A 24512-nucleotide genomic window follows, 5' to 3' on the forward strand; every position below is an offset into this window, starting at 1 on the left:
GGGCTTCGCGCGTGACGCACCGCAGCCGGACGAGCGCATGCCGCGAGGGCGCGGCGACGGCACACGCCGTCGCCGCGCTCCCCACGTCAGTGGCGCGGCCAGCGGCCGACGACAGCTGCGGCGCCGCCGCCGCGGCGGACCGGCTCGGCCGCGGCGACCATCCGTCCGTTCCGCAGGAATTCGATTCCGGTCGCGGCGCCGATCTCGGCGGTCGAGGAGAACGCATGCCCCGGCGGCAGACTGCCGGCGTAGGCGGTGATGAACGCCGGCTCGGCCTGGGTGCTGGCGCCGTTGCGCTGCGACGCCCGCGGCGCGGCCAGCGCCTGCGGCAGGGTCATGCCCAGGTCGATCCGGTTGACCAGCATCTGCAGGACGGTGGTGATGATCGTCGCGCCGCCGGGGGTGCCGACGGCGAGGAAGGGCCGCCCGTCGGCCAACACGATGGTGGGCGCCATCGAACTGCGCGGTCGCTTGCCCGGCGCCGGCAGGTTCGGGTCGGGAGCGCTGCCCTGGGTCGGCGCGAAGTTGAAGTCGGTGAGCTCGTTGTTGAGCAGGAAACCTCGACCGGGTACGACCATCCCGTTGCCGCCGGTCGCCTCGATGGTCAGCGTGTACTCGACGACGTTGCCCCACCGGTCGGCCACCGTGAGGTTCGTGGTGGACTTGCGGTCGTCGCGGGTGTCGGCGGCCGTCGCGGTCGCGCAACCGCCGTAGACGCCGTCGGGAACACCGGGCGCGACCGGCTTGGGTAGCGTCGCCGCGGCGTCGATCCGGCAGGCCCGCTCCTTGGCGTACCCGTCCCGGAGCAGCTCACGCAGGACGCTCTGCCGGGTGTGGTCGCCGACGTAACGGTTACGGTCGGCGAACGCGAGCGCGCTGGCCTCCAGGTAGTGGTGCATCGCCTGGGCCACCGACATCGACCGCAGGTCGTAGCGCTCCAGGATGTTGAGCGCCTCCCCCACCGCGACGCCGCCGCTGGAGGGGGTGGACATGCCGTACACCTCGAGCCCGCGGTACTCCGACCGGGTCGGCGCGGGGAAGCGGGTGCGGTAGCCGGCGAGGTCGGACGTGGTCAGCTCGGCCGGACGGATCGGATACGGCCACGAACCGACCGGCCGCGCCGCGAGCGGCGGGTGCTGCACTGTGGCCGCCACGTCGCGCCCGACCTCGCCCCGGTAGAAGACGTCGGTGCCGCGCTTGGCGATCAGCCGGTACGTGTCGGCCAGGTCCCGGTTGCGGAAGGTGCTGCCGACCGCCGGCGGCTGCCCGCCCGGCAGGTAGAGCGCGCTGGTGGAGCTGAACTGGCCGAACGCGGCCCGGTTCGCCGCGATCTGGCCGGCGAAGGTCTCGTCGACGGTGAAGCCCTTCTCGGCCACCCGCGCGGCCGGGGTGAGCAGCTGGGCCAGTGACCGGGTGCCCCAGCGGGCGAGCGCGTCGCGCCAGGTGAGCAGGGTGCCGGGAACGCCGACGGAGAGGCCGCTGATCCGGGCCTCGTCGAAGGCGTACGGCTGCCCGGTGGCCGGGTTGGTGAAGCTGCCGGCGGTCATCGAGGCCGGCGCCGCCTCGCGGCCGTCGATGGTGTGTACCCGTCCGGTCCTGGCGTCGTAGTAGACGAAGAAGCCGCCGCCACCGACGCCGGCGGAGAAGGGCTCGGTGACGCCGAGCGTCGCCGCGGCCGCGACCGCCGCGTCGACCGCGTTGCCGCCACGTCGTAGCACGTCCAGTCCGACGGCGGTCGCCGTCTCGTCGACCGTGGAGACCGCGCCGCCGTAACCGATCGCCACCGGCTCCTTCGGTGGCCCGGCCGGCTTCGCCGCCTGGGCGGGGACTGTGGTTCCGGCCGCCAGCGCGGCCAGGGCGATGGTCGCGGTGAACAGGACCCGAGGTCTCATGTGGCCTCCGCAGATCGACGCAGGTGGACCTTCTGCCTACTCTCCTCGGCAGGAGCAGGCAACCCGCTCTTCCGGTCCGTCACCATGAGCCCGGCCCAGGCGAGTGGGTTGGTCCTGGTCGGGTCGACGCCGGCGGCGGCCGGTGCGGCGGCGGCGATGTCCCGTAGGGCGGCCCCGCTGGGGAGGCCCCGGTAGATGTGGCTCATCAGCCGCCCGGTCGGCCCGTCCGGTAGACGCCACAGCCCGGACAGGACCTCGGTGGCGCCGGCCGCCAGACACGCCGCGATCATCCCCGTGGCGTCGCTGCCCGCGTCGGCGCCGGAGTAGCAGGCAGGGGCGAGCACGGTTCGCGGTATCCGGGCGGTGAGCAGGCGCGCGGACGAGATGCCGCGCTCACTGTGGAACTGGAACTCGAACTCCAGGCCGTGTCCTCGGCCGTGCGTGGCGAGGACCAGCACCTCGTGGCGGCCGGTGGCCAGTTGGTCGAGCAGCTCGCCCCGGCTGCCGGCGACGGTCAGGTCGACCTCGCCTGAATCGTGCATCGTCTTCAGCAACTGGCGTTCCCGCTGTGCCCCGGCCAGTTCCGGATGGAAGTAGCCCAGAAGCGCCGGGCGTGGCGAGGGCTCTGTCGCGTGGCCTCCGATCAGGCGGAGAAGAGGCAGCCGGTTGACGGTGGCGTGGGAGATCAGGGCGGTCCGGTCGGTGAGCGGAAGGGCGGCGAAGGGCATCGTGCGTAGCGGCCCGTCCGCACAGATGATCAGCCGATGCCGGCCGGCCGGGTCGCCGGGTCCGGCCCGGAGCCATTTGCGGAGCTGCTCGGGCAGCAAGGTCTCGGCGAGGTCGTGGCGCGCCACGGCCCAGAGGTCGCCGAAGGCCCTCGCGGACTCCGCGCTGCCGGTCGCGGACCCGCTACGCAGCTGGTCGACCGTGGTCGCCGCGGCGCCGGTCAGCTGGAACTCCTGGATCTGCGGCAGCTCACCGGGCACCCGGCAGACCAGGTGTCCGGCGTAGCCGGTGACGCCGCTGTCGGTGACCGTGAGGGAGAGCAGGCCGTCCTGCCCGCAACGGTCGAGCAGATCGGTGCCGGTGATCGGGGTCGGCACGTACAGCTCGGCGAAGGTGCCGCCGATCAGCTCGCTGAGCTGTCCCGTCAGCGCCGCGTGCTCGTCCCTGAGTTTGCCGGTCAGGACGTCGATCCCACCCAGTCGTCCCGCACGCGCGGATTCCGTGGCGTGGGCCAGGGTGTGCCGTACCTCGTCGGCCCGGTCGGCCACCTCCCGCAACCGCGGTGGCATCGCGGCCTTCGTCGCGGACAGTACGCCCACCAACGTGTCCTCGCGTTGGGCCTCGGCGACCTCGATCCCGGCGAGCCCTGCCTGACTCGCCGTCGCGCTGGCCGTCAGGATCTGCATCAGTCGCGCGAAGGTGCTCTGCTTGTTGGCCAGCAGTCCTCTTCGCCGGCCGAGCCGCCCGACGTGACCGCTGAGCAGATGCAGGTTCCGCACCGCCTCCCGGACCCGGGTCACCGCGATCGTCGGGTGGCCGCTCCGCGCCGCGATGTCGGCGGCGAGCCCGTACCCGTCGGCCGCCACCTCGGGTGCGCCGATGGTCGGGAGGAGCGCGACCATCTCGTCGGCGGCGGAGACGGCCCGATCGACCTGGCCGTCCGCGTGGAGAGCCGCCGCTTCGACCTGCCGCGCCTGAAGATCCGCCAGCGGGTCGGTGAACGGTTGGCGGAGAGCGACCGAGAGGTGCCGGAGTGCCTCGGTGGCGTCGTCGCGGACGAGTGCGACATCGGCGAGCAGCGTGGAGGTCGCCTGCACGACGTTCAACGCGTGGGCGGCCTCCCCCATCTCTCTGAGCGTCGTCAGCTCCTCCACCAGGAGGTCGTAGTCCCCGTCCGCCGCTCGGATCTTGGCCACCTCGAAGGCGGTCAGGGCCAGAATCTTGACAAGGTGGGCCACATGGGTGTTGGTGAGGATGACCTCGCGGTGCCGCTCGTCCCCCGCCAGCGTCATCACGGCGTCGATGCAGTGCCGGGCGTCGTCCCGCTCATCGACGCTGTGATGCAGGCCGGCGCGGGTGGCGGCGGCTGCGATGAAGACCGGCAGGTCCTGGCGCTGCCCGGCGGCCTCGAGGACGGAGTCGCAGCCGGCGGCGGCCTCGGCGAGATGTCCCCGCAGCATGTCCAGCCAGGCCAGCGAGAGCGCCGCCTGGTCGCGGTAGTGATCGGTCTCCGCCGTCAGGTTCATGCCGAAGCCACCGACTCGCTGGCGTAGCCGGGTCGCGGCCTCGATGGCCGTGCGGAAGGCCCGAGTGCTGCCGGCCAGGTCGCTGCGGGTCGCGCGCAGCTCTCCCTCGATGAAGTGCAGCTGGACGCCGACCACGTCCGCCTCGGGTGCTCGGGTCTTGCCCAGCAGCTCCAGGCCGCGCGTCACCGACTCCGCCGCGTCCTTCGGGCGGCCGAGCATGACCTGGGCGCGGGCGCAGACCATCCAGCCCATCGCCCCGTCCACGTACCGGCGGCGCCGCTCGCCGTCCTGCGCGGCGCGCGTCCCCGCGTCGACCGCTTCCGGGTACCGCAGGTGGTCGAAGGCCACCAGCGCCGAGACGAGCACCTTGTCGCCGCTCACCCCGGCGACCGCGATCAGTACGACGGTGTACCCGAAGGCGGCGAGCAGAGCCCACCAGGGAGCGTCGAGCAGATGCGCCACGCCCAGCAGCCCGGCGGCGACGAACACCTCGAGCCGTTGCGCCGAGGCTTTCGTGGGCCGCCGTTGGCCGATCACGACGCTGGCGACCACCGGGATCGCGGGCAGCCAACCGGCGGCCCGCCAGGTCGCCCAGGCCAGGAAGAGCAACGGCGTCCACCGGATCAGCAGACCGGGCGTGCGCATCCCGCCTACTCGTCCACCGGCGGCGGAACCGGTTCGGGCAGCTCGGTGGCGGTCGGCGGGGGCACCTCGGGGTCGACGAGCTGCTGTCCGCCGCGGAAGTCGTCGAAGTCGAAGTCGGAGAAGTCGGCGAAGTCCGCGTCCGGGTCGTCGTCGAAGCCGGGAGTTCCACGAGGGTCGGATTCCACGACTACTCCTCTCGGGTGGGGATCGGTTGGGCGGGCAGGTTCACGCTGTCGGGGGTCACCGGCTCCGGTGCCGACCGGTACGTGACCGTCAGCAGGACGATCCGCCGAGCGCTGATCGCGACCGCGCCGATGTTCGTCAACGGATACGTCTGCTGGGCACCCTTCGGGCGGTAGACCAGGGGGTGGTCCGGATCGTGCCGGAGCGACAGATCCCGGTCGGCGGTCTCGTCGGAGACGCGGCTGAAGCTGTGCAACCGCCCGGCGACGTACGAGCCGTCGTCGAGGTAGCAGCCCACGTACTTCGGAAGATCCGAGTGCTCGCGCAGCAGCAACCACCAGGAGGACTGCTGTGGATCGGCGTTCCGCCGCAGGTTGCCGAGGCGGGTGTTCGGGCGCCGCCAGCGGTGCCACGTACGCGCCGCCACGAAGTAGGCCCAGAGGCAGGCCAGAGCCATTCCTCCCACCGCCCACCCGGTGACGAGCCACGGCTCCGCGATCACGTACTCCCTCGGCGTGCGCAGCAGCGCCGCGAGGTCCGGCGCCCGCACGGGCAGGGTCGACCAGGCCGATGCCAGGATCAGACCGGCGACGCCGTCGGCGGCCACGCCGACGAAGAGGACGGACATGGTCTCGCGAAGCGGTGACCTCGTCCGTTGCGGGATGTCCCGCTCGCGGCGCCGTTCGTAGAGGTATCCGGGCAGCAGCAGGCCGACGAAGATCACGACTCCGAGCACGGTCGTGGGCATCGTTTCCTCGCAGCGGGTGGCCCGGCAGTTGCCCAAGATGATGTCCGCACTGCCGGACGGATCCCGCGTGCGCGTCACGTTTCCGACAGGAGCGGCGAGGGGCGGGCCGTCGGCCGCCGACGGGAGGCTCGCGCCTGGGCGGATCGCAAGCCGCGCAATTCGCCCAAGTCCGAGATTGACATGAGAATTCCTCGGACATAGCGTGTCATCAATTCATGCGCCCCGTCCCGGCGCTCCGCAGCGCGACGACAACCGAGAGGACGCGCCATGATCGCCCGTACTCGCCGCTCCGTGACCCGAGCAGTGGCCCAGCTACTCGCGCTCTGCCTCGCGCTGGCGACCGTCCTCGCCCCGCCCGCTCACGGGGCGGCGCGGGCCGCGGCACCCGACTTCAACGTCATCGCCTTCTACAACGGCACCTGGGACCCGGCGCACATCAGCTTCGTCCGGGAAGCCAACCAATGGTTCCCGCAGATCGCCGCGCAGAACAACTTCACGTACACCGCCACCAACGACTGGAGCCGGCTGAACACCGCCAACCTCGCCCAGTACCAGGTGGTGATCTTCCTCGACGACCTGCCGCCGGCCGCCCAGCGCCCGGCCTTCGAGCAGTACATGCACGACGGCGGGGCGTGGCTCGGCTTCCACGTCTCCGCGTACACCGACAACCCGGGCGGTTGGGACTGGTACCACAACCAGTTCCTCGGCAGCGGCGCGTTCCAGACCAACACCTGGGGGCCGACCACGGCCGTGCTGCGGGTCGAGAACGGCAGCCACCCGTCCACCTCCCGGCTGCCCGCCACCTTCACCTCGTCGGTGAGCGAGTGGTACAGCTGGAGCCGCGACCTGCGGACCAACCCGGCCATCGACGTCCTGGCCTCGGTCGACGCCAGCAGCTTCCCGCTCGGCACCGACCCGAACCAGACCTGGTACGGCGGTTACTACCCGATCATCTGGACGAACACCAACTACAAGATGCTGTACGCGAACTTCGGCCACAACGCCATGGACTACGACCGGGACGTGCCGCTGTCGTCGACCTTCGCCAGCGAGGTGCAGAACCGCTTCCTCATCGACGGGCTGCGCTGGCTCGGCGGCGGTGGCACCACTCCCCCGCCGACCGACCCCATCTCCCCGACGGCCTGGTACAGCCTGACCAGCAAGGTCAGCGGCAAGTGCGTCGACGCCCGCGCCGCCGGCACCGCCAACGGCACGGCGATCCAGCAGTACGCCTGCAACGCGTCCTTCGCGCAGCAGTACCAGTTCCAGCCCACCAGCGGTGGCTACCTGCGCGTCAACAACCGCAACGACAGCAGCCGCGCCCTCGACGTGACGAACGTGTCCACCGCCGACAACGCCCCGATCCAGCTCTGGACCTACAGCGGCGGCAACAACCAGCAGTGGCAGGCGGTGCCGGAGGCCGACGGCTACTACCGGCTGGTCAACCGGCACAGCGGCAAGTGCCTCGACGTGCCGGGCGGGTCCACCGCCGACAGCGTCCAGTTGGTGCAGTACGCCTGCAACGACACCGCCGCCCAGTCGTTCCGGCTGGTGCCGCGGTAGCGCGATCCGGTGGGTCGCCGGGCAACTGTCGCCCGGCGACCCACCGTGGATCCGGCTCGGGCGACTACCCGAAGAACTCGGTGAGTGCCCGTACGAGGTCGTCGGGACGCTCCTCGGCGAGATAGTGACCGGCGTCGGGGATCTCGAGGAATCGGATGTCCGTCGCCTTGCCCGCCAGCGCCAACGGCATGGCCTGGTAGTAGAGGCTGCCGAGAGCGAGCACCGGCACGGAGAGGGGGCCGTACGTCTGCATGTCCTCGATGTCCTGCGGGAACGCCTGGTACCAGCCGTTGGCGGCGCGGATCGCGCCGGGCTGGTCGTATGCCGCGGCGTAGATCTCCCGGCTCTCGTCGCCGATGGCGTTCAGGTCCCGGGCCATGTGGTCGACGCACCAGTCGATGAGCAGCCGGGCTCGGCCGGCGAGGAGACGCTCCGGCAGGTCCTTGACCTGGTTGAAGGCGAACCACCACAGGTGGGGCTGCCCCGGCTGCGGCAGCACGGTGAACTGGTAGAAGAACGTGTCCGGATGCGGTACCTCGATCATCGCGAGCTTTCGCGTCAGGCCGGGGTGGTTGGCCGCGAAGCTGAAGGCGACCATCGCGCCGATGTCCGTACCGGCGATGTTGACCCGCTCGTAGCCCAGGTGGCGGACCAGTTCCGCCACGTCACGCGCCATGGTCTTCTTGTCGTACCCGGTCTCCGGCTTGCCGGAGTCACCCATGCCGCGCAGGTCGACGGCGATCACCCGGTACCGCTCGGCCAGGACCGGCATGACCTTGTGGAACTCCCACCAGGTCAGCGGCCAGCCGGGCAGCAGGAGCAGGGGTTCGCCGGTGCCGCCCGAGACGTAGTGCAGCCGGACGCCGTTGACCTCGGCGTAGGCCTCTTCGAACCCGACGAGCATCTGCTTCCCCCAGAATGTGAACGTGTGTTCTCAATGCGTCGCCCACCGTAGCTCAATGTGTACGCGCATTCAAATAAGAGCTATCCTGACCCCATGTCCAGACCACGAGGCTTCGTCGAGGCCGACGTCCTCGAACGTGCCATGCAGTATTTCTGGACAAACGGGTACGAAGCGACCTCGATGAGCGCCCTCACCGGATACCTCGGGTTGCATCCCGGCAGCCTCTACCGCACCTTCACCGACAAGCACACCCTCTTCCTGCGGGCGCTCGAGCACTATCGGGACACCCAGACCCGCCAGCTGGCGCCGACCCTGCTCGCAGGCGGACCGGTCCTGCCCCGCATCCGCACGATCCTGATCGACTACCTCGAGGCCGCCGCCGACGAGTCCGTGCCCCGCGGATGCATCGCGGTCAACACGGTCGGCGAACGACTGCCCCGGGACGAAGCCGCCGGGCGGATCGTCCAGGAGATCCTGGCGTTGGTGGAGGACGGGTTCCGGCAGGGCCTGGAAGCCGCCGCGCGCCACGGTGAGATCCCCGCCGACACCGACGTCGCCACCGAGGCGACCACGCTGATGACCCTGCTCCAGGGCCTACAGGTCGTCGTCAAGGCCGAGCGGGACCCACGACGGCTCACCCGGATGATCGACGCCGTGCTGACCCGACTCGCCGAGCCGGTCCGGCACGTCGACGCCTGATCCCGTTCAGCGCCCCTTGAACACGTCGTCCAGGAAGTCGGCGCTCGCCTCGATCAGACCACCGATGTCGGAGCAGCCGACGAAGCAGTGGTCGGCGTCGGGCACCGGGTACAGGTCGCAGCGCACGCCCTCGGCGCGTAGCGCCTCGGCCAGCCGTACGCTCTGCTCGAACGGGACCAGCTGGTCGTTCGTGCCGTGCATGTTGAGAAACGGCGGCGCCCCCGCGTGCACGCGGTGCAGTGGACTCGCCCAGGCGGCCAGGTCACGCCGCTCGGCGGGTGGCCCACCGAGCAGCAGAGCCGGCGGTGTGAACGGATACAGGTCGTCGGGCTGGTCGACCAGGTCGATCACGCCGTACCAGTTCACCACCGCCTGGATCGCCGTGTCGCCCGCGCCGACCAGCCCGGCCATCGCGGCCAGGTGACCTCCGGCCGACTCACCCAGCGCAGCGAACCTGCCCGGGTCCAGCCGCAACTGGCGCCGATGGTGGCGCAACCACCGGATCGCCGACTGCACGTCGATCAGTTGAGCCGGGTACGGTGCCTCGAGGGAGAGCCGGTAGTCCACGTCGGCGACCGCGTAGCCACGAGCGAGCAGCCGTTCGTGGAAACCGAACGGGGCGACGGAATCGGGCAAGCCCACGCGGCTGCCTTCCTGCCAGCCGCCACCGTGCACCCACAACACCACCGGGAAGGGACCCTCTCCGGGTGGGAGATGCAGGTCGAGGTGCAGCGGCCGAAAGCCCGCCGGTGCGGAGACCGTGCAGTTGGCGTACGTGACGGTGGGGCGCTTCGTGGGCGGCGGCCAGAACTCAGTCACGACAGGCGATCCCATCCTCGGCGTGCTCCCGGAGCCATCGGCGCACACGATACCGGGCGCGCCGGTGTCCGCGCCGCGTCGCAATCGTCAGGGGGCGATTCCGACGTTCTCGATCCGGCTCCAGCTCCGCTCCTGCCCGGCCGTCATGGCCGGCCAACGCAGCCCGCCCGGGCGCGGGTTGACCCGCGAGGCGTAGGGGGCGGGGCGGAACCGCGGGTCGTAGAAGCAGCCGGTGCCGTAGCTGCGGTCGAACCCGGCGCAGGAGGCCGCGATCGAGGCCGGCGTCGGCTTCCGGCCGGTGCGAACCCACCTGTCGAGCGCGGAGATCGAGGCGGCGTACTCGGCGCTGCTCAGCTCGCTGTGCTCGGACTCCCGGGTGAAGGTCTGCACCAGGTGCTCGTCCCGACCGGCGCCCTGGAGGCTCGCGCGGTACGCGGCCTCGTGCTCAACGAACGCCGTCGGGTCGTCGATCGCGTGCAGAGTCAGCACCGGAATGGAGACCTTGCCGGTGAGGTCGCTGTCGTAGGCGAGATCGCGCCGGGCGGTGGGATCGGCGGAGAAACGCTGCACACCGGCGTTGAGCGCCGCGTCGTCGTGCGAGCCGGAGTACCGGACTCCCCGGTTGCTGAACGGGTTACGCCCGCCGAGCCGGTTGTGGACGATGTCGCGGAAGGTGAAGGTGGCGAAGCGCAGGTGCGACTCCAGCGTGCGCTCCGGAACACCCGTCACGGCCAGGATGTCGTCGAGGTTGCGCTGCTGCGCCGCCGTACGCTCCTGCGGGTCGGAGGCGTAACCGGTGCACTCCTGCAGTCGGGCGCGCAGCCCGGCGGTGGTCATGGTCGAGTCGGCCCGCAGACCCTCCCAGAGCGGGTACTGGGGCTCGCTGGGACGTGGATGGTTCTGGCAGTAGTACTGGTAGACGACGCGCAGGTCGACGCGGTAGTCGTAGCCACGGGAACCGCCGCCGAGGACGCCGCTGGTGAGCAGGGCGGCGTCGTACGGTCCGCGCTCACCCGCGTAGCTCTCCAGGATCTTCGCGGCGACGTTCCCGCCCCACGACTGCCCGTGCAGGTACGTCCGCCTCGGTGTGCCGAACTCGGAGACGAAGAGGCGGCGCAGATTCTCGGTGTCGGCGGCGGCCATGCGTGTGCCGTAGCCGCCTCGCCGGTAGGAGGAGCCGGCCCAGGCGTACCCCTCGTCCACCATGACCGCCCAGCGGTCCAGGTCCTCGACGCTACGGCTCGGGTCGGACGCCTCGCCCAGGTCCGGCCCGCCGTGGGCGTGTACGACCAGCGACCCGTTCCACCGCTGCGGAACGGCGATCGCGTAGTAGGCCCCGTTGGCGTCCTGGCCGGTGTAGCAGGTGGCCTTGCCGGCCAGGTTCGCGGGACATTCGCTCACCGCAGGTCGCGGCCCGTCCGCCCGGGCGGCGGGTGCGGTGCTCAGGGTGCCGAGCATCGCCCCGACGAGCAGGACGGCCAGTCCGAGCGGGCGGCGGGACCGGCGGGGAGGCCGGGTGGTTCTCGACGTGATCACGGCATCGCTCCTCGTCCTCACCGGCGCATCGATGCGCCTCGCTGGAGGCTAGGCGGGGCCGGCGGCAATCGTGATCATTGCGTTCATACTGTTCATCGGCGTCGCCGCACCGCGCTTGACTACCGCCTGCCCGGCGGACGACTGTTGGCCCATGAATCGTCAGGACTGGCCGGTGTACCACGAGGATCTGGGGAGCCTGGAGCGTGCGCCGGCTCAGGTACGCACCGACTACCTGCGGATCGTCGAGCGGATGATGGCCGAGGTGCCGAGGCGTTGGGTGTCGAGGCTTTCCGTGCCCGTGCTGTGGCTGACACTGGGTTCGCACGGCGGTGACGGCATCGAGGTGGAGCCGACCGACGTCTACACGCTGTCCCGCCGGCACGGTTACCCCGACGAGTTCCACCGCTGGGTGACGTCGGCGGTGCGGTCCCGGGTCGATGAGACCGGGGCGCGCTGCGCCGCGCTCGTCTGTCACAGCGGGATGGGCAGCACGGTTCAGGGTCCCCTGTTGCGGGCGCTGACCGGTCCACCGGACCGGGAGGTCCACCTGTACGGCGCCCACCGGGACCACCAGCGGCCCTTCTCGGACGTGTTCGAGATCCAGCGCGGACCGCTGCGGCGGCCCCGGTTCACGCACGAGGTGCATCAGCGACTGGCCGAGGCCGGCCGTGCGGGCTGACGGCGGCTCGCCACGCCGGGCGGATCGTTCAGCCCTTCGGCCGGAGCGTGTCGACCCGGGCGACGGACGTGTCGATACGCTCCTGGCTGAGCTGCCCGCGACGGACCAGGTCGACCACCGCGTCGACCGTCTTGCCGACGATCTCCGGGTCGTACACCTGCTGGTTGGCGAAGACGAGCAGGTCGACGCCGGCCTGCAACGCCAGGCGGACGGCCTCGGCGGAGCCGTGCCGGCGGGTGATGGCGGCCGCCTGCATGTCGTCGCTGACCACCGGGCCCTGCCAGCCGAGTTCACCGCGGAGCAGGTTCGTGACGACCGCCGGCGACAGCGACGCCGGCCGGTTCGGATCCAGCTGCCTGTTGAGCACGTGGGCGACGAGCACCGAGTCCGCCGCGCCGGCCCGGATCAGTCGCCGGAACGGCTCCAGCTCGACGCGGTTCCAGGTGTCGCTGACGTCGACCACCTCGAAGTCGGTGTTGCCGGCCGCGCTGCCGATGCCCGGGAAGTGCTTGATCGAGGTCTTGACGCCGGCAGCCCGGTGGGCGTGGATCTCCTCGGTGGCGTTGCTGACGACGACGTCCGGGTTCGCGGAGAAGCTGCGGTCGAGCCGTCCGATCGCCCGGCTCTCGGGGTTGACGTTCAGGTCGACCACCGGCGCGTAGTTGAGGTTGACGCCGATCCGGGTGAGGCTCGCGACCAGGCCGCGCGCCCACTCCCGGGTCGCCGTCGCCGAGTTCTCGGCGCCGATCTCGGCTTCCGACCGGGTGGCCGGGAAGCCGTTGCTCGGGTTGAGCCGGGCGGTACGGCCCCCTTCCTGGTCGATCGAGACGATCAACCGGCGACCCGGTGCGGCGCTCTTCAGATCCCGGATCAGCGTGGTGACCTGCTGCGGTGAGCGGATGTTCCGCTCAGCGTCGGTCTCCAGGTCGCGATCGAAGAGGATCACCCCGCCGAGGCCGTTGCGGATGGCCCTGACGATCCAGTCGTCGCGCCCCACCCGGTCCCCGCGGAAGCCCACCACCAGCAGACTGGCGATCTTCCGGCGGAGCGCCGCCTCATCCTGCTGCCCCGAGGTGGGTGGGTGAGACTGCGGGTTCGTGGGCTGCGGCGTGGGCGTGGTGGACTGGCTGACCTGGCAGCCCGCGAGTGCGGCCACGGCAGCCGAGCCGGCTCCCGTGAGCAACAGCCGGCGCGGCACACGCGCTCTGTTCACGCCCACACGCTACGAGCAGGCCGGCAGCGCCGACGAGCGGACGCGAGCGTCTCACCCGTTCGGTGCGGCGCGGAAGCCCCGATGCCACGGCCTCGGACGACGCCGCGCTGGGCGGTTTCTGGGCGGCGGCTCTCGGCTGGGGCGTCTCCCGCGAGGGAACCGGCGTGACCGACCTCGGACCGGAGGGCAACGAGTTCTGCCTCCTCGCCCCCGGCTGGTCCACGCCCGCTTCATCCGCTCGCCACGGCCGGCTACCCGGCCAGCACCAGCTCGCGCAGCTTGCTGTCGAGGGCGGCCGCGTCCACCCCGCCCGGCCAACCCCGCAGCAGCGCGCCGCCCTTGGCGATCAGCACCACGGTCGGGGGTTCCCGGACGGCGTACGACCGCCCGATGGTGCCGTCGTCGTCGACCACGACCGGGTACTCCACCCGGTGCTCCCGCAGGTACTGCTGCAGATTCTGCGGTTCGTCCTCGGTGACCACCCCGACGAACACGACCGTGTCCCGGTGGGTGCGGGCGAGTTCGCTCAGCGCGTCCTGCCGCTGGGCGCAGAGGGTGCACCACGAGCTGAAGAAGGTCAGCACGACCGGACGCTCGGCCCACAGGTCGGCGAAGGCGACGCCGCTGCCGTCGGTGAGCGCGCCCGTGACGGCGGGCGCGCCGGGCAGCCCGGACGGGGCCGGGCGCACTGCGAGATCCGCCGGCGCCGGACCGGGCAGCGCCGCGGCGCCACCGGCGACGGGTTCCGGTCGCGCCGGGGTGTCGCCGCCGCCGGAGCAGGCCGCCGAGGAGAGCGTGACCGACAGGGCCAGCACGACGGCGGCCAGCCGGGCGGCGTAGGTGCGGGTCATGAGGGGACCACCGCGACGAGCGCCGGCCCTTCGCTGTCGTTCGCGGTGAGGGCGATCGGCGGGTGACCATCGACCACCAACCGGTAGGCGCTCCGGGCGGCCACCGTGACGGGGACGGCGAATTCGCAGTACGTCGGCACGCGAGTCACCTCCAGGTCCTCCTTGAACGTCGCCACCGACGTACCGGACGGCAGCGCGCCCTCGGCGAGGGTGCGACCGTCGCCGTCGATCACCTGGAACGGTGACCTGTTGTGGAAGTGGGTGTAGGGGCCGGTGCCGGCGCACTCCACGCCCTCCGGCCGGATGTTGATGTCCCGGACGAGCACCCGCACGGTCATCGCCGAACGGGCCTCCTCGGCGCCGTCGCACGCGGTGAGCGCGCCGGTGGCCAGCGACGGCAGCAACAGCGCTGCGAGCAGACGCCGCATCAGTCCTCCAGATCGTTCGGTGGCCGCAGGCCGGGGCGGTGGGCAAGTGATCATCCCACCGCCCCGGACCCGCGGGCGTGCTCCCGGGTCGCCGTCCGGGACTCGTGTCGACTCGACGAGATCCAGGAGCTCCGCCCTGGGTGGTCAGCCGAGCTGTGCGCGGGGCCGCTCGACCCGGCACTGGCTGGTCACGGTCTTGCCGGGGTCGCTCTCCGAGGTGGCGGTGAGCGTCACCAGGGTGGTCGCGCTCGCCCTCGCGCCGGCACCCACCGAGACGTTGACCGGCGTGGAGGCTCCGAACTCGGCCGTGGCCAGTTCGTTCGGCAGCTCCACCCGCCAGCCCTTGCCACCGACACTCGCCGAGAGCCGGTACACGTCGGACTTGAGGTACGCGCTGGCGTCCTCCGGGTGCTGCTGCCCGCCGGCCACGTACCGGCCGGTGTTGGTCAGGTCGAATGTGCAGGTCGCGCCCTTGCCGCTCGGCTTGCCCCGGGTCACCAGGTGGCCCTTGGAGAGCTTCACGCCGTGCCGGCTCGGACCGGCGCCGTCCAGCGAGCGGACCGCCACCGTGTACGACAGCACGCCGTCGCGGTCCCGGCGGAGGTTGAGCACGTAGAAGTGCAGCCGGTTGGCCTCGTCCACGTACTCGTACTCGCTGCCCGAGTTGGCGCCGGCGTGGAAGAGCGCGTCGGAGAGCTGCCGGTAGTCACCCATGGTGATCTTCTGCGGGGTGCCGTCCGGCTGGTAGAAGTCCACCATGTCGATGTCCTGCGGGTTGGCGTCGACGACCCAGACGAACGGCGCGCTGTCGGCGTTCTTCGTCTTGCTGATCAGCACGCCACTGTCCGGCGTGAACGAGTCCGCGCCCATCCGGTCGACGACCTCGACGGTGTAGTTGTTGTACCGGCCGCCGTCGCAGAGCGGGTCGGTGGCGACGGTGCACGCCGGCGAGCGGTCGGCGTCCATGGCGATGTTGATGCCGGTCAGCCCACCCTCGCCCGCGTCCACCGCGCGGGCGGTGACGTCGGCGACGACCATGCCCGACGTGCCGAGCGCCTCGCGGGAGAGCCGCAGCGCGTGCTCCTCACCGAGCAGCCCGATCTTCAGCTTGTCCCGCAGCGTGTGCAGCGACCCCATGGATCCGCCGTTCACCGGCGGGATCTGCCAGCGGGTGTGCGGGCCACCGGGACCGTTGAACGAGCCGCGCGACATCATGCTCCAGATGCCGGTGTACGCGCGGCGCAACGGGGTGCCGTACGGGTTGTTGTAGTTGTCGCCGATGCTCAGCAGGTGGCTGAGCTCGTGGGCGTAGACACCCATGCCCGAGCTCTCCGCCTGCGTCGACGAGCCGCCGCCGGCGTTCGGCCAGATGGTGGCCGCCGCCTTCCAGGACGTCCAGGGGACGTAGCGGGTCGACGCCCAGTTGGGCAGCGCGGGGTCCGGCGGGCCCCAGGCGTCCGGCACGTCCTCCTTGGTCTGGAACATCATCTGGCCGAACTCCTGCCAGGTGGAGGACTCGTCCTGGCCGGCGGAGAGGATGAAGACCAGCTCGAAGCTGTCGGCCACCTCCTCGCCGACCGCGGCGCGCCAGGCGCCGAGACCGTCGGTGCGGATGTTCTTCGCACACGTGTCCCCCGCCGGGCAGGCGCCGGGGTTGAAGCCGTTGTCGATGCCGTACTGGTACGACTTCGCCGGCATCTCGTACGGGCCGAAGCCGGTGAGGTCGACGCCGTAGCGGCCGTTGGAGTCCTGCATCCAGTACTCGTGCAGGGTGTGCCCCTTGTTCAGGTCGCCCGGCTTGTTGAGGAAGTCGGTGTAGAACTGCGCGACCTGGGTTCGTGGCACGTTGGTGGCGGTCGCCTGCGGGTTGCCGAAGACCGTCGAGCCGGCAGGCTGGGTGATGACGAACGGCTGGTCGACGTAGTCCAGGGTGACCAGGGCGATGTTGAAGTTGCGGACGGAGCCGCGCACGTTCGGGTCGGCCCAGTTCTTGCCCGGAACCCGCTTGTAGTCGTCCCAGGTCATCGAGTCCGGGTTCTGCCAGTTCTGCGGATCGATGGCCTGGAACGGCGCGGGACCGTCCGGCGGGTGGTGGCCACCTGGTGCGGCGGTGGCCGGCCCGGTGGCGCCGGTCGCAACCAGGACGGTCGCGACAGATGCGGCCATCACCGAACGCCACACCGCGCGCCTGGAGGGCAAAAGGTGCATCAGATCACCTCTCAGGTCGGGGGTTGGAGAAGGCGGGGCGATCGAAGGCCGATGAGGCTCACCGTCCACATGATCACTCCAGATTCCGAATCTAGGAGTCGGCCTGCCCGCGGTCACTGTGCAGATGTCGGCAGGTGGGCCGGGTCCGGTTCCGACACATGCAGGAGAGGAGCGCGTGCCCTTCCCGTCGTCAGCCGGGATCGGTCGTCCGCGGCGTCGAGTCGCCTCTTGCCGATGGCCCGCGCCGGGCGTAGGAAGAACACCACGTCGCACCCGGTCCGCGCCCGTCTCCGGTTCTCCCACCGGGTGTCCGTCCACCGAGTCCACCGTCGAAGGAGATGCGTGTGACGACCCGCAGACGGCTCCGTCTTACCGTGTCCGCGCTGGTGACCGCCGGTGTCGTGCTGCTCGGCACAACCGCCGCCGCGGCCCCGGCCGTGACGCTGGCGCATCCGGCCACGAATGGCGCCTGCGATCCGATCGACCCGACCGCCTGCCTGCTGCCGTTCCCGAACGACTACTTCACCGTGCCCGACCCGGCCAGCCCCACCGGCAAACGGGTACGGTTCGCGGCCGACGCGATGCCCGCGAACGCGCAGGGCGTCCCGATCGACCCGACGGAGTGGAACCGGCAGGACGGGTTCAGTCCCGGCTCGCCGATCCTCGTGCACGTGCCCGGCCTGGACGCGACCGCCACGGGGATCGCGCCGGTCACCGACATCGGCCGCTCGCTCGCCCCGGACGCGCCTATCGTGTTGATCAACAGCGCCACCGGCGCCCGTACGCCGTACTGGGCGGAGCTGGACGCGCACGCCACCGGGGAACCCGACCGGCAGCTGCTCATCATCCGTCCGGCGGTTGCCCTCGCCGAGGGCGCCCGGTACGTCGTGGGCCTGCGCGGCATGCGCGACCGGGCGAAGGCGCTGATCCCCACGCCGAAGGCGTTCCGGGCGTACGTCACCGGTGCCGGCCTCGGCCGCAAGGACCGCCGCGTTCCGCAGATGAAGCGCGTCCTCGCCGACCTGACCAGGGCCGGCGTCAGCCGTCACAGCCTCTATCTCGCCTGGGACTTCACGGTGGCGAGCCGGCAGGGTCTGACCGGGCGGATGCTGGCGATCCGGGACGGGGCCTTCGCCGGTCTCGGCGCGGCGGCGCCGCCGGTCACCGTCACCCACGTCACCGAGTACCCGCCCGAGCAGGATCCGCGGATCGCCCGGCAGGTGGTCGGCACGATCGGGGTGCCGTCGTACCTGACCGGTGACGGCGGGCCCGGCTCGCGGCTGCACTACGGGCCGACCCACGGCGACGGGACGGCGCCCAGCAGGTACGCCCTGCCCACACCGTCCGGCGCGACACTCCAGGCGGACTTCGTCTGCAACATCCCGCGCAGCGCCTCCGCGTCCCGCCCGGCGCACCTGTCGCTCTACGGTCACGGGCTGCTCGGCAAGCCGACCGAGATCAACGCCGGCAACGTCAAGACGATGTCGGCCACGTACGGCTTCACGTTCTGCGCGACCAGCTGGATCGGCATGGCCGACGCCGACGTGCCCTACGTGGCCGGCACCTTCGCCGACCTCAGCGCCTTCCCCGCCGTGGTGGACCGGCTACAGCAGAGCTTCCTGAACTTCCTCTTCCTGGGCCGGGCGATGATCCACCGGAAGGGCTTCGCCGCCGACCCGGCGTTCCAGGACGCCCACGGACGGCCGCTGATCGACGTGGCCGGCGGCCTGCACTACGACGGCAACAGCCAGGGCGGGATCAACGGTGGCGCGCTCACCGCCGTCGCCCAGGACTGGACCCGCTCGGTGCTCGGCGTACCGGCCATGAACTACTCCACCCTGCTGCAGCGCAGCGTGGACTTCGCCCCGTTCCAGGCGATCATGGATGGCTCCTACCGGGACCGCGCCGACCAGCAGCTCATCTTCGCCCTGCTGCAGATGCTCTGGGACCGGTCGGAGGCCAACGGGTACGCCCAGCACATGACCGATCGACCGTTGCCGCGCACCCCGGCCCACCAGGTGCTGATGCACGTGGCCTTCGGTGACCAGCAGGTCTCCCCCGCCGCGGCGGAGGTCCAGGCGCGCACCATCGGTGCCCGCCTGCACACGCCCGCCATCGCCGCCGGCTGGTCGTCCGACGTGCAGCCGTACTGGGGCATCCGGCCGATCCCGAGGTACCCGTACGCCGGCTCGGCGATGGTGATCTGGAACAGTGGCGCGGCCTACGCGCCCCCGACGACGAACCTCGCCCCGGCCGGTCCCGAGTACGGCGACGACCCGCACGAGTTCCCGCGCGCCCAGCCCGGAGCGCAGAAGCAGAAGGCGACGTTCCTGCTCACCGGAAAGGTCATCGACGTGTGCGGGAGGCAACCCTGCGCCTGAGCCGTGCCCGCCCGACGCGGCTCAGGCGTCGTCGGGCGACATCCTGCCGCCGATGCCGGGTCGGCAGGTTCCGGCCGACGGGAATTGAGTCGGGTCGACTCAAGTTATACCGAGTGCCCGGCCGGTTGGCCGGCGCGAGGAACGTGGAGGAGACGACATGAGCACGCTGTCGTTGTGGACCCGACGAGACCCCTTCGCAGAGTTCGACGCCCTGGTGCGGCAGGCCTTCGGGCCGGTCGGGACCCGGCCGACCGGCTTCGTCCCGGCCGCTGAGGTCACCCGTGACGGCGACGACGCGGTGGTACGACTGGAACTGCCCGGACTGGACCCCGACAACGACGTCGCGGTCGAGGTGGACCGGGACTCGCTCGTCGTCCGGGGTGAGCGGCGCGATGAGCGGGCCGAGGAGCGCGACGGACGCGGCCTGCGGGAGGTGCGCTACGGATCGTTCCGCCGTTCCTTCCGCCTCCCGGCGCACACGACCGCCGACGCGGTCAGCGCCGCGTACGACGCGGGTGTGCTGACCGTCCGGGTCGCGGACGCGTACGCGGGTCGCGTGGCCCGACGGATCCCGGTCAGCTCCGCGGGCGAGCGGCCCGCGCTGGCGGCGGACGCCGACCAGCCGGAGCAGCCGACGGCCTGACACCGCATCACGACCATGCCGGCCCGGCCGCCTGCCCCTTGGCGGCCGGGCCGCATGCTGTCCGCAGGTGAGAAGGTCGCCGGGTGGCACCGCACCCCGCGTCCCGTCCGGTCAGGTCCCTGACGCGGGGCGGTCGTCGGCCGCACCGCCTCCGGTCGGGTCGAGGAAGACGTAGCGGATCGTCGGGAAGAGCACGAGCAGGCGCCGCTCGGCCTCGTCGGCGGCGACCTCGACGTCGGTGCTGCTCGCCGTCGACACGAAGTCGACCTTCGCGGCGACGAGAATGCTGTCCGGGCCGAGGTAGAGCGTGAGCAACTGGTGCACGTGCTCCACCTCGGGCACCGCGAGCAGTTCGTGCCGGATCCGGGCCCGCCCGCGCTCCGGCACGGAGCGACCGATCAACAGGGTGATGTTGCTGTAGCCCAGGATCCCGGCGACGCAGATGAGCAGCGCGCCGATGGCTATCGACGCCAGGCCGTCCCAGAGCGGGTCGCCCGTCAGGTGGGTGAGGCCGACCCCGGCGGCCGCCAGCGCGAGACCGACCAGGGCCGCGGAATCCTCGAAGAAGACGGCCCTGGTCGGGGTGTCGGAGCCCTGACGCACCAGCAGGAGCGGGCGGACGACGAAGCGCCGGGCCCGGGCCCGGATCTGGCGGACCGACCGCGCCAACGAGATGGACTCGAGTACGGCGGCGACGAGGAGCACGAGGTACGCGAGGAGTGGTTGCTGCTGCCGCTCGGGGGACCGGATCGCCTCGACGCCCTCTTCGATCGAGAGGCCACCGCCGATCAGGAACGTGGCGACGGCGGCGAGCAGCGCCCAGACGTACGTCTCCCCGCCGTGTCCGAACGGCCGCTCCTCGGTGGGGGGCCGGGCGCCGCGACGCAGGCCGACGAAGAGCAGCACCTCGGTGGTGGTGTCGGCGAGCGAGTGCATGGCCTCGGCCAGCATCGCCGCCGAGCCCGAGACGAACCCCACGATGCCCTTCGCCACGGCCACACCGAGATTGACCACGCCGGCCACGACGACGGTGCGCAGATTCCCCCCGGACTCCGGCGATTCGGGCATGTGCGCAGCTTATTGCCCGGCGAGTAGCCGGATCGGACAGTCGGCCAGACCGGCGCGGCGTGGTGGCCGAGCGCGGACACGCCCGGCCACCACGATCCGCGTCAGGTCAGCGCCGGCCTCCCAGGTACATCGCGTTGAACAGCAGCCGGTAGGTGCCGTGCGACTGCGCTCGGTGCTGCGGCTTGAAGCCGATCATCACCACCTGACCGTCGCCGACCTTGGCGGTCACCACTGCCGCCTTCCCGCCGATGACGTCCTCGCCGAGGAGGAAGCCGCTCTTGAGCAGGTTCGACTCCGGCCAGGTGGCCGCCACCGAGACACCCTTCGCGCCCTCCTCGACCTCGAACGCGGGCCCGTCGGCGACGAACGCCGACGTGCTCGATCCGAATCCGGAGCCGACCGGGTCGCTGCCGTCGACATTCAGGTTCAGCACCGAGCCGGGGATGTTGTACTCGGTCTCCTCCACCCCCTGGGTGACGTCCCTGACCGGCACGTCGAACGCCTGGATCGGCAGCTGGGCGGCCCGGTTCAGGGTCACCACGGTGCCGCCGGCCTCGACGAACGCCTTCAGGTTCGCCACGCCGGCATCGGTCATCCCGCCGGTGTACTCCGGCGGCAGGGATCCCGCCGCCCGGCCGTTGCGCATCGAGTTGTACGTGGCGTCGGGCAGCACGATGGTGTCGAACTTCGCCCGCAGATCGCCGGCGCGGACCGTCGCGTTCGTCAGCTTCTCGTACCCGAACCCGAACTGTTCCAGGATGAGCCGGGTCCAGCCTTCGTCGTAGTTGTTGAAGCCGTCGTAGAGGCCGACCCGCGGTGCGACGAGCTTGGTCGCCTTCTTCGGCTTCGCGTCCACGGCCGCGATGCTCAGGCCCAACCTGGTGGCGAGTTCGGTCACCCGGGTGTCGGTGCCCGACCCGGGCGTCACCAGGAAGGTCCCGGCCGGCAGCGTGCCGGTTCGGGTCTTCACCTCGCCGTCGCTCCGGGAGACCTTGTCCCCCGCCGCGAGCAGCGCGTTCACCGCGGTGGCGCTGTCGTTGACGCGGGGGTCGAGGGCGTACGCGTGCTTCGGCGCGCCGGCCACCACACCCTTGGGCACGGTCGGCCAGTCGACGTCGACGGTGCGGGCGCGCACCTTCTGGTCGAGCTTGTCGACGGTCACGCCCATCTGGAACGACAGGGTGTAGCCGGTGATGTCGTACGGCGGCTCCAGCGGGCCACCGGGGTAGAGCCGGCGGTCCGGGTACTTCTGCGGGTTGAGCAGGTCCAGGACCGCGGCCCGGTAGGGCTGCGCCTCACGTACCAGGTAACTGCCGGCCGGGTAGGTGCGGCCGCCCACGGCGAACGAGTCCGTCGCGCGCTCGACCCGGATGTTGTTCCACCGCAGCTTGTCCACCAGCTTCGTGGCGGTCGGGAAGTCCGCCTGGTCGGCGGGGATCACGTAGGTGGTCGTGGCGCCGTTCTTCGCGCCGTCCCGGGCCATCTTCGCCACGCCCGCGAGCAGGGCCTCCCGGTCGTCGCTGGCGACCCGCAGCATCGCCCACGACGCCGTCTTGATGTACTCGCAGCTCTGCGACAGGTGCCACTCCCCGCCCTTCCACGGGCTCGGGTAGAACACCGACGGCTCGCTGGTGGAGGTGCCGTCGGCGAACGTCTTCGGGAAGGTCGACGGGTCGTAGTAGCGGGGCGTCGCCGAGGCGTGCGCCGTCTCGGTCAGGATGCCGATCTGGTTGTGGTAATACGGCGCGGTCCGGGCGCCGCCGTTCCACCAGATGTCGTACGACTGACGGGCCAGCGCACCACCCTTGTCCTCGCGCTCCAACCGCTGGCCCATCGCGTCACCGACGAGGTTGACGCCCCGGACCACCTGCGGGTGGATGTTCGGGTTCAGCGGATCCTCGTAGGGCGGGATGCTGATCCGGGCGGGGAAGACCGCCGTCTGGTGCACGTTGTGCATGACCTGCGGGATCCACTCGTGGAAGAGCTGGCGCCCGACGTTCTGGGTCTCCTGCAGGTTGAACATGTACCAGTCACGGTTGTTGTCGTGGCCGGCGTACTTCTGGTACAGCTCCGGGTAGCCGGCGTCCTGGTACGGGCCGCCGAGGTTCTTGCGGTACCACTCGGCGACCTTCGTTCCGCCGTCCGGGTTGACGTTCGGCACCAGCAGGGTGACGACGTTGTCCCGGATCGCCCGCGCCTCGGGCGTCTCGCTGGTCACCAGGTCGTACGCGAACTGCGGCGCGGTCTGGTGCCCCGCCACCTCCGTGGAGTGGATGCCGAAGTCGACCCAGGCCACGGCCTTGCCGTTCTTCGCCAGCTCACGCGCCTCCTTCTCGGAGAGCGTGTCGCCCTGGGAGAGCCGGACGGAGGTCTCCCGGTACCGCTCGAGGTTCTCGTCCTTGAGGTTCTTCTCGGAGGAGACGATCGCCATCAGCTGCGGCCGGCCCTCGCTGGTCTTGCCGATCTCGACCAGCTTCATCCGGTCGCTGGCCTTGTCCAGTTTCCGGTAGTAGTCGGCGATCTGCTCGTAGGTGGCGAGCTTGAAGTCGGCGCACGGCACCCAGCCGAGCACGGCCTCCGGCTTCGGTACCCGTTTGTCCGCGGTGGCCACGGATCCGGACGTCAGCACCGGCGTACCGATCATCGCCAGCACGCAGGCGACCGGGATCGCGGTACGAGACAGTCTTCGTTTCACCTGACATCCCTTCACGTTGAACGACGAAAAAGGGACCGAGAGGGCGGCCGCGCCAGATCGGACTCGGTCGATTCAACAGGTTTCGATGAGTTTCGGGAACGCCGGCGGCCGCAATTGAGGAAATCTTGAGGCTTCATCGTGGTCGCGCGACGAGGCCGCGCGGCCCGCACACACGGCGGTCGGTGGCGGCGCAGATTCGTAGGCGACGAATTCGCCAACGGCACCCGGGAGCGGCCGATCCACTCGACACGTGTGGACACGGCATCCGGTTCACCGGCGAGAACAAGCCCATAAAGCCGGACATGGAGAGCTCGTCACCCTGTCGGACGGCCACGGCACTGTGTTTCCATCTCTCCCATGATCGAGCTCGGCACACCACGAGTGACCGACCTCGCGGCGGCACCCGCGCGCCGCCGCACTCTTCACATCCTGCTGAGCCTCCAATCCCTGTCGATCGTGCTGGTGTCGGTGAATCGGCTCAGCGACCTCACTCTCGGGTTCGTCGCGCCGAACGAGTTCCTGCGCTGGTCGATCTCAACAACATGGTCCTCGGCCTGGTCACCGTGCTCATCACGTACCTGACGTACCAGCACCTGCTCGCCCTGACCGACCGGCGCGGCCTGGCCCGCCGTTTCCTCGACCTCACCTTCGTCGTCGCGGCCTACCTGTACGCGACGAGCTACGGCAGCCACGAGATCACGAACTATTGCACGGCCGATTCTGCGCGGACACCATGGGCGACCCCTGCCGCATCGTCGCCTTCAACGACGACGAGTTCTCCCACTACCTGTTCTTCGCCGGCTTCCTACTACTCAATCTCGTCGTCATGTTTGCCCAGGTCACGGCTCCGGACCGGGCTCGACTGCCCATCGTGGACTGGGTGCTGCTGACCGCCAACGCACTGTTCATCGCGGCCGGGGTCGTCGCGAACCTGGCGTTCGAACAGATCGGCCTCGACCTGTACGTGGTCGCGGCCATTGCCGCGCTCTCCGTCATCCTGCTCTGGTGTCAGTAGGGCTGCGCGGTAGGGCGAGACGCGACCGGCGTATCGGATCGACGCCGCACCCCATTGTTTGAGTCGGTGAAAGCGAGTTCCCGTCGTTAC

General features: G+C 70.8%; 20 protein-coding genes. 7 read left to right on the forward strand and 13 right to left on the reverse strand.

Translation table 11 applies throughout. The features are described from left to right. Positions 1–86: 86 nt before the first annotated feature. From ggt to E1211_RS00655, 4 genes are read right to left on the reverse strand one after another with little or no spacing between them, the layout of a single operon-like run. Positions 87–1892: a gamma-glutamyltransferase gene (gene ggt, locus E1211_RS00640; protein WP_132344208.1), complete on the reverse strand. Its 1806-nt coding sequence runs from the start codon at positions 1890–1892 to the stop codon at positions 87–89. Then, the gene (locus E1211_RS00645; RefSeq protein ID WP_132344210.1) at positions 1889–4789 is read right to left on the reverse strand and encodes a CHAT domain-containing protein; all 2901 of its coding nucleotides are present in this window, start codon (positions 4787–4789) and stop codon (positions 1889–1891) included. Before E1211_RS00645 ends, ggt begins: the two co-directional genes overlap by 4 nt. A 5-nt stretch (positions 4790–4794) precedes the next feature. Continuing rightward, on the reverse strand, positions 4795–4974 hold the full coding sequence (locus tag E1211_RS00650) for a hypothetical protein (RefSeq protein ID WP_132344212.1): 180 nt from the start codon (positions 4972–4974) through the stop codon (positions 4795–4797). Positions 4975–4976: 2 nt separating this feature from the next. Then, the gene (locus E1211_RS00655) at positions 4977–5720 is read right to left on the reverse strand and encodes a DUF6338 family protein (RefSeq protein WP_132344214.1); all 744 of its coding nucleotides are present in this window, start codon (positions 5718–5720) and stop codon (positions 4977–4979) included. A gap of 267 nt (positions 5721–5987) precedes the next feature. Here E1211_RS00655 and E1211_RS00660 point away from each other — a divergent pair, with 267 nt between their 5' ends. Further along, positions 5988–7283 carry a ThuA domain-containing protein gene (locus tag E1211_RS00660; RefSeq protein ID WP_132344216.1) on the forward strand — a complete coding sequence of 432 codons (1296 nt, stop codon included), beginning with the start codon at positions 5988–5990 and terminating at the stop codon, positions 7281–7283. A gap of 64 nt (positions 7284–7347) precedes the next feature. Here E1211_RS00660 and E1211_RS00665 read toward each other — a convergent pair whose 3' ends face one another. After that, positions 7348–8187 (reverse strand): alpha/beta fold hydrolase, encoded by an 840-nt coding sequence (locus E1211_RS00665; protein ID WP_132344218.1) that lies wholly within the window; start codon positions 8185–8187, stop codon positions 7348–7350. Positions 8188–8280: 93 nt separating this feature from the next. Between E1211_RS00665 and E1211_RS00670 the strand changes: the two genes are divergently transcribed. Further along, positions 8281–8886 carry a TetR/AcrR family transcriptional regulator gene (locus E1211_RS00670; protein ID WP_132344220.1) on the forward strand — a complete coding sequence of 202 codons (606 nt, stop codon included), beginning with the start codon at positions 8281–8283 and terminating at the stop codon, positions 8884–8886. Between the two features lie 6 nt (positions 8887–8892). On the opposite strand, the gene E1211_RS00675 is transcribed toward E1211_RS00670, so the two are convergent. Then, a complete protein-coding gene (locus E1211_RS00675; RefSeq protein ID WP_132344222.1) occupies positions 8893–9705 on the reverse strand; it encodes an alpha/beta hydrolase in 813 nt (270 codons plus the stop codon). Between the two features lie 87 nt (positions 9706–9792). Further along, entirely contained in the window at positions 9793–11241 is a 1449-nt protein-coding gene (locus tag E1211_RS00680) for a hypothetical protein (RefSeq protein ID WP_165947118.1), read from the reverse strand. Positions 11242–11392: 151 nt separating this feature from the next. Here E1211_RS00680 and E1211_RS00685 point away from each other — a divergent pair, with 151 nt between their 5' ends. Continuing rightward, positions 11393–11920, forward strand: a complete 528-nt coding sequence (locus E1211_RS00685; RefSeq protein ID WP_132344224.1) for a hypothetical protein — start codon at positions 11393–11395, stop codon at positions 11918–11920. Positions 11921–11948: 28 nt separating this feature from the next. On the opposite strand, the gene E1211_RS00690 is transcribed toward E1211_RS00685, so the two are convergent. From E1211_RS00690 to E1211_RS00705, 4 genes are all read right to left on the reverse strand, one after another. Next, positions 11949–13133 (reverse strand): glycoside hydrolase family 3 N-terminal domain-containing protein, encoded by a 1185-nt coding sequence (locus E1211_RS00690; RefSeq protein WP_243709249.1) that lies wholly within the window; start codon positions 13131–13133, stop codon positions 11949–11951. A gap of 251 nt (positions 13134–13384) precedes the next feature. After that, on the reverse strand, positions 13385–13984 hold the full coding sequence (locus tag E1211_RS00695; protein WP_132344226.1) for a TlpA disulfide reductase family protein: 600 nt from the start codon (positions 13982–13984) through the stop codon (positions 13385–13387). After that, on the reverse strand, positions 13981–14412 hold the full coding sequence (locus tag E1211_RS00700) for a hypothetical protein (RefSeq protein WP_132344228.1): 432 nt from the start codon (positions 14410–14412) through the stop codon (positions 13981–13983). Before E1211_RS00700 ends, E1211_RS00695 begins: the two co-directional genes overlap by 4 nt. 144 nt (positions 14413–14556) lie before the next feature. Beyond that, positions 14557–16578, reverse strand: a complete 2022-nt coding sequence (locus E1211_RS00705) for a M6 family metalloprotease domain-containing protein (protein WP_243709250.1) — start codon at positions 16576–16578, stop codon at positions 14557–14559. A 380-nt stretch (positions 16579–16958) separates the two neighbouring features. Here E1211_RS00705 and E1211_RS00710 point away from each other — a divergent pair, with 380 nt between their 5' ends. Together E1211_RS00710 and E1211_RS00715 are read left to right on the forward strand one after the other, a co-directional pair. Further along, positions 16959–19001, forward strand: a complete 2043-nt coding sequence (locus E1211_RS00710; RefSeq protein ID WP_371686102.1) for a hypothetical protein — start codon at positions 16959–16961, stop codon at positions 18999–19001. 157 nt (positions 19002–19158) lie between these two features. Beyond that, a complete protein-coding gene (locus tag E1211_RS00715; RefSeq protein ID WP_132344234.1) occupies positions 19159–19644 on the forward strand; it encodes an Hsp20/alpha crystallin family protein in 486 nt (161 codons plus the stop codon). A gap of 111 nt (positions 19645–19755) precedes the next feature. Here E1211_RS00715 and E1211_RS00720 read toward each other — a convergent pair whose 3' ends face one another. Further along, complete coding sequence (locus E1211_RS00720; protein ID WP_132344236.1) at positions 19756–20712, reverse strand: cation diffusion facilitator family transporter; 957 nt, start codon at positions 20710–20712, stop codon at positions 19756–19758. Positions 20713–20818: 106 nt separating this feature from the next. Then, positions 20819–23407, reverse strand: coding sequence for a M14 metallopeptidase family protein (locus E1211_RS00725; protein WP_132344238.1), 2589 nt, complete (start codon positions 23405–23407; stop codon positions 20819–20821). Between the two features lie 357 nt (positions 23408–23764). Here E1211_RS00725 and E1211_RS00730 point away from each other — a divergent pair, with 357 nt between their 5' ends. After that, positions 23765–23989 carry a hypothetical protein gene (locus E1211_RS00730; RefSeq protein WP_132344240.1) on the forward strand — a complete coding sequence of 75 codons (225 nt, stop codon included), beginning with the start codon at positions 23765–23767 and terminating at the stop codon, positions 23987–23989. Between the two features lie 151 nt (positions 23990–24140). Next, complete coding sequence (locus E1211_RS32890; RefSeq protein WP_207915119.1) at positions 24141–24422, forward strand: hypothetical protein; 282 nt, start codon at positions 24141–24143, stop codon at positions 24420–24422. The last annotated feature ends 90 nt before the right edge of the window (positions 24423–24512 follow it).

The sequence above is a fragment of the Micromonospora sp. 15K316 genome (genome assembly GCF_004348525.1).
Classification (GTDB): domain Bacteria; phylum Actinomycetota; class Actinomycetes; order Mycobacteriales; family Micromonosporaceae; genus Micromonospora.